General features: G+C 47.7%; 5 protein-coding genes. All 5 read left to right on the forward strand.

The genetic code is table 11. From position 1 onward, the window contains the following. Positions 1 to 223: 223 nt before the first annotated feature. The 5 genes from ndhC (at position 224) to P5674_RS03080 (ending at position 5,196) form a co-directional block, all read left to right on the forward strand. Positions 224 to 586 carry a photosynthetic/respiratory NAD(P)H-quinone oxidoreductase subunit C gene (gene ndhC, locus P5674_RS03060; RefSeq protein WP_006616830.1) on the forward strand — a complete coding sequence of 121 codons (363 nt, stop codon included), beginning with the start codon at positions 224 to 226 and terminating at the stop codon, positions 584 to 586. A 25-nt stretch (positions 587 to 611) separates the two neighbouring features. Next, on the forward strand, positions 612 to 1,337 hold the full coding sequence (gene ndhK / locus P5674_RS03065) for a photosynthetic/respiratory NAD(P)H-quinone oxidoreductase subunit K (RefSeq protein ID WP_006623158.1): 726 nt from the start codon (positions 612 to 614) through the stop codon (positions 1,335 to 1,337). Beyond that, positions 1,330 to 1,839, forward strand: coding sequence for an NAD(P)H-quinone oxidoreductase subunit J (locus P5674_RS03070; RefSeq protein ID WP_006623159.1), 510 nt, complete (start codon positions 1,330 to 1,332; stop codon positions 1,837 to 1,839). Before ndhK ends, P5674_RS03070 begins: the two co-directional genes overlap by 8 nt. A 321-nt stretch (positions 1,840 to 2,160) precedes the next feature. Beyond that, entirely contained in the window at positions 2,161 to 3,735 is a 1,575-nt protein-coding gene (locus P5674_RS03075) for an SdrD B-like domain-containing protein (protein ID WP_315669786.1), read from the forward strand. A 192-nt stretch (positions 3,736 to 3,927) separates the two neighbouring features. Then, positions 3,928 to 5,196, forward strand: coding sequence for a M16 family metallopeptidase (locus P5674_RS03080; RefSeq protein WP_014274363.1), 1,269 nt, complete (start codon positions 3,928 to 3,930; stop codon positions 5,194 to 5,196). Positions 5,197 to 5,455 lie beyond the last annotated feature (259 nt).

A 5,455-nucleotide genomic window follows, 5' to 3' on the forward strand; every position in this document is an offset into this window, starting at 1 on the left:
CCAAAAATCTCAACAGTCCCCAAAATCCCCAAAATCCCCAAAAGCCAGTCAACAGGTTCAGCCCTGTTGGTAAGGGCGATAATCGCGGATTTCTGTTAAGATCCAACGAGAGCGATCGCGATCATCTAGTCCCACTGAACCGATCAGATCTTTGATTTATCGGTACAAGTGATCCAATAATATAAAGAACCGGTTACCAAAACTATAACTCTGCTGATCTACTGTGTTTTTTCTGAACGGTTACGAATATTTCCTGGGCTTCCTAATCATCTGTAGCCTAGTCCCGATACTAGCTCTAGGAGCCTCCAAAATCCTCCGACCCCAAAGTAGAAGCGCCACTCGTCGCATAACCTACGAGTCTGGCTGTGAACCCATAGGGGGGGCTTGGATTCAATTCAACATCCGCTACTATATGTTTGCCCTAGTCTTTGTCATCTTTGATGTAGAGACAGTATTTCTGTACCCCTGGGCGGTAGCATTTCATAGGTTAGGCCTACTAGCCTTCATAGAAGCACTCATCTTTATTACCATCCTAGTCATTGCTTTAGTGTACGCATGGCGCAAGGGTGCGTTGGAATGGTCATAGGTACGGTATTACAGGTTATAAAAATATGACAACTCAAAGTCCTTCACCGAATACAACTATCATCAACCCCATTGAGCGACCCCAGGTAACTGAGGAATTGTCGGAAAATGTGATCCTGACCACGGTTGATGATCTCTACAACTGGGCTAGATTATCTAGTCTGTGGCCGTTGCTCTATGGGACTGCCTGTTGTTTTATTGAATTTGCGGGTCTAATTGGTTCGCGGTTTGACTTCGATCGCTTTGGATTGGTGCCACGGTCTAGCCCCAGACAAGCGGATCTGTTAATTACGGCGGGAACCATCACCATGAAATATTCCCCCATGTTGGTCAGGCTTTACGAACAAATGCCGGAACCCAAATATGTGATTGCTATGGGAGCGTGTACCGTCACCGGGGGAATGTTTAGCATGGACTCCCCCACCGCAGTGCGGGGGGTAGATAAGCTGATCCCGGTAGATGTTTACATCCCCGGCTGTCCTCCTCGCCCAGAAGCGATCATTGATGCGATTATTAAACTACGCAAGAAAATCGCTAACGAATCATTCCAGGAGCGGGGAAATCTCCAACAGACCCATCGCTACTATACGCGATCGCATAATCTGAAAGTAGTCGAACCGATTTTAACCGGGGAATACTTAGAATCAACTACCCGTCAAGTCCCCCCGAAACAACTGACCGAGGCGATCGGGATGCCTGTGCCTCCCGCCCTACAAACCGAACCCATGAAAAAGGAGGAACAGCGTGGCTGAGACCGAAACCGAAGCCCCCATCATTGAAGCCGGACTCGTCTCCCAGTGGTTAAGTCAGAATGGATTTGACCATGAATTTCTGGGTCCCAATCATGTGGGAGTCGAGATGATTAAAGTAGACCGGGATTATTTAATTCCCCTAGCTACTGCCTTATATGCCTATGGTTTCAACTATCTACGGTGTCAGTGTGCCTATGATATGGGACCAGGGGAAGATTTAGTCAGCACCTACCATCTCGCCAAAGTTCAGAACAATGTGGAACAACTAGAGGAAGTTTGCGTCAAAGTTTTCGTTCCCCGAAGCGACCCAAAAGTTCCCTCAGTTTATTGGATTTGGAAGGCAGCGGACTTCCAAGAACGCGAGTCCTATGATATGTATGGTATCGTCTACGAAGGCCATCCTAACCTGAAGCGGATTTTAATGCCAGAAGATTGGGTAGGCTGGCCACTTCGGAAAGACTATATCTCGCCAGACTTCCATGAATTGCAAGATGCGTATTAGTGGATTAGTGGAGTGTTATAGTTTTTTTCAGGTCAGACCATAACCGTTATGGTTGTTGACTGTTAAGAACAGTGGGTAGCCCTAGAGCGCCCACCACTCCCCTGGGGCGGAAATGAGGATGTCCCCCATTCACAACCCAATTGCAATCTTTCTCAAAAGTCTGGTATATTTTCTTAGGCTCATGCTGTTATATTCAATGTGGTCTTAAGAATACGCACTCAGAGCAAGCGAGTGTATTCTGTTGGGATTAAGTCAAGGAACATAGACTTGATCTTGCAAAAACTGTCTTAGTCCAACATTTTGGTGGAGGAGTTCAAGCTAATGTCAAACCTTACAGGTACTAGTTTTATAGATGTCAACCGCACTGGCGTATTCGATCCTGGTGATCTGCCAATAGCTAATGCTGCGGTATTCACAGATTTGCCGCCTTTTGATGGTATATACCAACCGGATCAAGGTGAACGGAGCGCCATTACTGGTCAGGATGGCAGCTTTGTAATCACTGATTTACAGACTTTAGGAGCCGGTACTCCGTTCCAACTGCAACAAATCCCTCCTGCTGATGGTAGTGTCAGCAGTCCTGGGAACAACCTACCCCTCCCTTTCACCGTTCCCGCCGATCCGACCCAGAACATAGGCCCAGTTGCCATTGCTAACTTGCCTCCCGATGTCCCTGTACCTTCAGTTCCCCCCATTACCAGCAAGGGTAACATCCAAGGTCAGACTTTCGTAGATAACAATGTTAATGGTCGCTTTGACTCTGGTGAACCTTTTGTCGGTGGTATTCCTCTGTTCCTTGACTTAGACGGTAACGGAGCCTGGACAGCCAACGAACCTATTACAGTAAGCCGTCCCGATGGTTCTTATTCCTTCAATAATCTGACTCCGGGAACCTACCAACTGCGGCCCCTATTGCCTGGGAACGACGTACCCCCAGGATTAGGTGGTGTAACTCCCCTTGCAGATAGATTAGTTGCCACTAATGATGATCCAGAATTAGTTACTGTTTCAGCCGGTGCTGTTACCTCCCAGGACTTGGGCTTTGTAGTTCCCGGAAGCATCTACGGTTTCGTAGTTTCCGACTTAAACAGTAACGGTGTTGCCGATCCCGGAGAAGCAGGTATCCCTGGCATTACGGTGTCTGGCGGCGGAAGAACTGCGGTTACAGATGCCAATGGTTTCTACATCCTTGATGTAGATGCGAGATTCCCCACCTTCTCGGATGCGGAGTTAGCCCAAAATCCCTACCTACACTATGTACTTTCCAACGAGCCTGGGTTGTTGACAGAAAGTTTTGCAGTCGAGGTGGTTAATCCTCCTGGTAACTTGGTAGCTACCGGACCTGATCCTGATTTTGATGTGGCTTTGGGTCGTGGTCAAGCCGCACAAAAGGACTTTTTCTTTAACGTTCCCCCCGCGCCGGTCGGAGGTCCTGGAGTTCCAGATAGTATCACTGGCTTTGTGTTCACCGATGTTAACATTGACAGTGCCTACCAAGTTGGTGAACCCCTCCTGGAAGGTGTAACCGTTTACCTGGATCTGAATAAAGACGGACAGTTAAACAGCGGTCCCCTGCGTGACCCAGTAACCGGGGCGGTGATTCTGGATGCTAACGGCAACCCATTCCCGGCTGAACCGAGTACAGTAACTGGCCCTGGCGGTAATTTTGGCTTCTTTGATGTCTCCCGCTGGTTGCCCTTTATCGGACCAGGGGATGCTGAATTTATTGTCCAGGCTGAAGCACCTGCTTCCTTACCTTTCCTCACGACTGCCCAGCCAGTTATCTTTGGTGACGGATTGCGAGTTTTGGCGGAAGTGGGCGCGTCTAGCCTAGCCTTCGGTATGTCCCAGTTCCCCCCTGTTATTGCTGCTGCTGATCCTAGTTTTGGCTTTTAATGGTTAGGGGAAGCATTCCAGTAGCCTTGCTCATTAGGGTGTAAAAATAGGCGTAAAAATATAATGGCAATCATCCCAGGCTGAAAGTTGGCTTGGGATGTTTTTTTGTTTTGTATCAAAATACTCAATTTTTGGCGGCTGGGGGTATTATTATATACCTAGAGGGTTAACGGGGGTTTAAAAGATTAAAAGTTGTCTAAACTGTCAACGATCGCAACGTTTCCCGCTAATGTCTTCACCCTAGACAATGGTTTAACTGTCATTCATCAAGAAATTCCAGCTACACCGGTGGTCGTGGTAGATGTTTGGGTTAGGGCAGGAGCCACAAGGGAGCCAGAGCCTTGGTCGGGGATGGCTCATTTTCTGGAGCACATGATTTTTAAGGGGACTGAAAAAATCGCCCCTGGTTTGTTCGACTGGGTAATTGAAAGCCGAGGGGGGGTCGCTAATGCAGCTACAAGCCACGACTATGCCCATTTTTTCATTACCAGCGCCGCCCAGTATTTAGAGGAAACCCTGTCTCCCCTGGCTGATTTACTGCTGCACGCGGCGATACCTGATGATGAGTTTGTGCGAGAACGTTCGGTGGTGTTAGAAGAACTGCGCCAATCTCAGGATAGCCCAGATTGGATAGAGTTTCAAGCGATGATGGAAACTCTGTATGGTAATCATCCCTATGGGCGATCGGTTTTGGGGACGGAAGCGACTTTGATGCCGCGAACTCCTGACGAAATGCGGCAGTTTCATCGCTGTCACTACCAACCGGAAAATATGGCGGTAGTGATTGTTGGGGGAGTCTCAGAAAAGCGATCGCAAGATTTAGTTTCCCAGGCTTTTGGCTCATTTTACCACCGGGAAGAATGCCCAACTACTAACGGTTATCATCAACCTAAACTGAGGGGTATTCTCCATGAGGAACTACTACTACCTAATGTAGAACAACCTCGGATCACCATGGCTTGGTCAGGACCTGGAGTTGAAAATATACGACATGGCTACGGACTGGACCTGATATCGGTTTTATTAGCAGAGGGGCGAACTTCTCGCCTAGTGCAATTATTACGGGAAGATAGACAGTTAGTAGACTGTATAAGTAGCGGTTTTTCCCTACAGCGGGAGTCGAGTCTATTTACAATTAATGCCTGTTTAGATATTGACAATATCGAAGAAGTTGAACACCTAATCTGCGAGTGTTTAGGTAATTTAGCGGAAACTCCGATGTCGTCAGCGGAACTCGATCGCTGTAAGCGTTTACTGTGTAATGATTATGCCTTCTCAACGGAAACACCGGGACAATTAGCAGGGTTATATGGCTATTATTTCACAGTAGCGAAACCAGAGATTTCGGTAAGTTATCCCCACCAAATTAAATCTCTAGAAGCTGCGGAATTAAAGGAAATTGCCAAAACTTACCTGAGCCCCGAACGATATGCGATGACTGTGGTCAAGCCCTTATACTAAGTAGGTTGGGTGAAACCCAACAGAGTAGTTAATAATTAATTGTAGGTTGGGTGAAGCGCAGCGAAACCCAACTAAGCAGTAGGTTGGGTGAAGCGCAGCGAAACCCAACAGGAGGGGATGGATGGATGATGTAATTTAGGCTTATGATGTTTGGTTATTATCCTAACCGAGCGATCGCCCCTAGGTGGATGATTGCTAAATCCCCAGTAGGTTGGGTGAAGCGCAGCGAAACCCAACAGGAGGGGATGGATGGATGATG

It is taken from the genome of Limnospira sp. PMC 289.06 (genome assembly GCF_032350395.1).
GTDB classification, from domain to species: domain Bacteria; phylum Cyanobacteriota; class Cyanobacteriia; order Cyanobacteriales; family Microcoleaceae; genus Limnospira; species Limnospira platensis.

Excerpts from the sequence above, each read along its gene's own strand:
- ndhK (WP_006623158.1), top strand. The coding sequence starts at position 612 with ATGACAACTCAAAGTCCTTCACCGAATACAACTATCATCAACCCCATT.
- P5674_RS03075 (WP_315669786.1), top strand. The coding sequence starts at position 2,161 with ATGTCAAACCTTACAGGTACTAGTTTTATAGATGTCAACCGCACTGGC.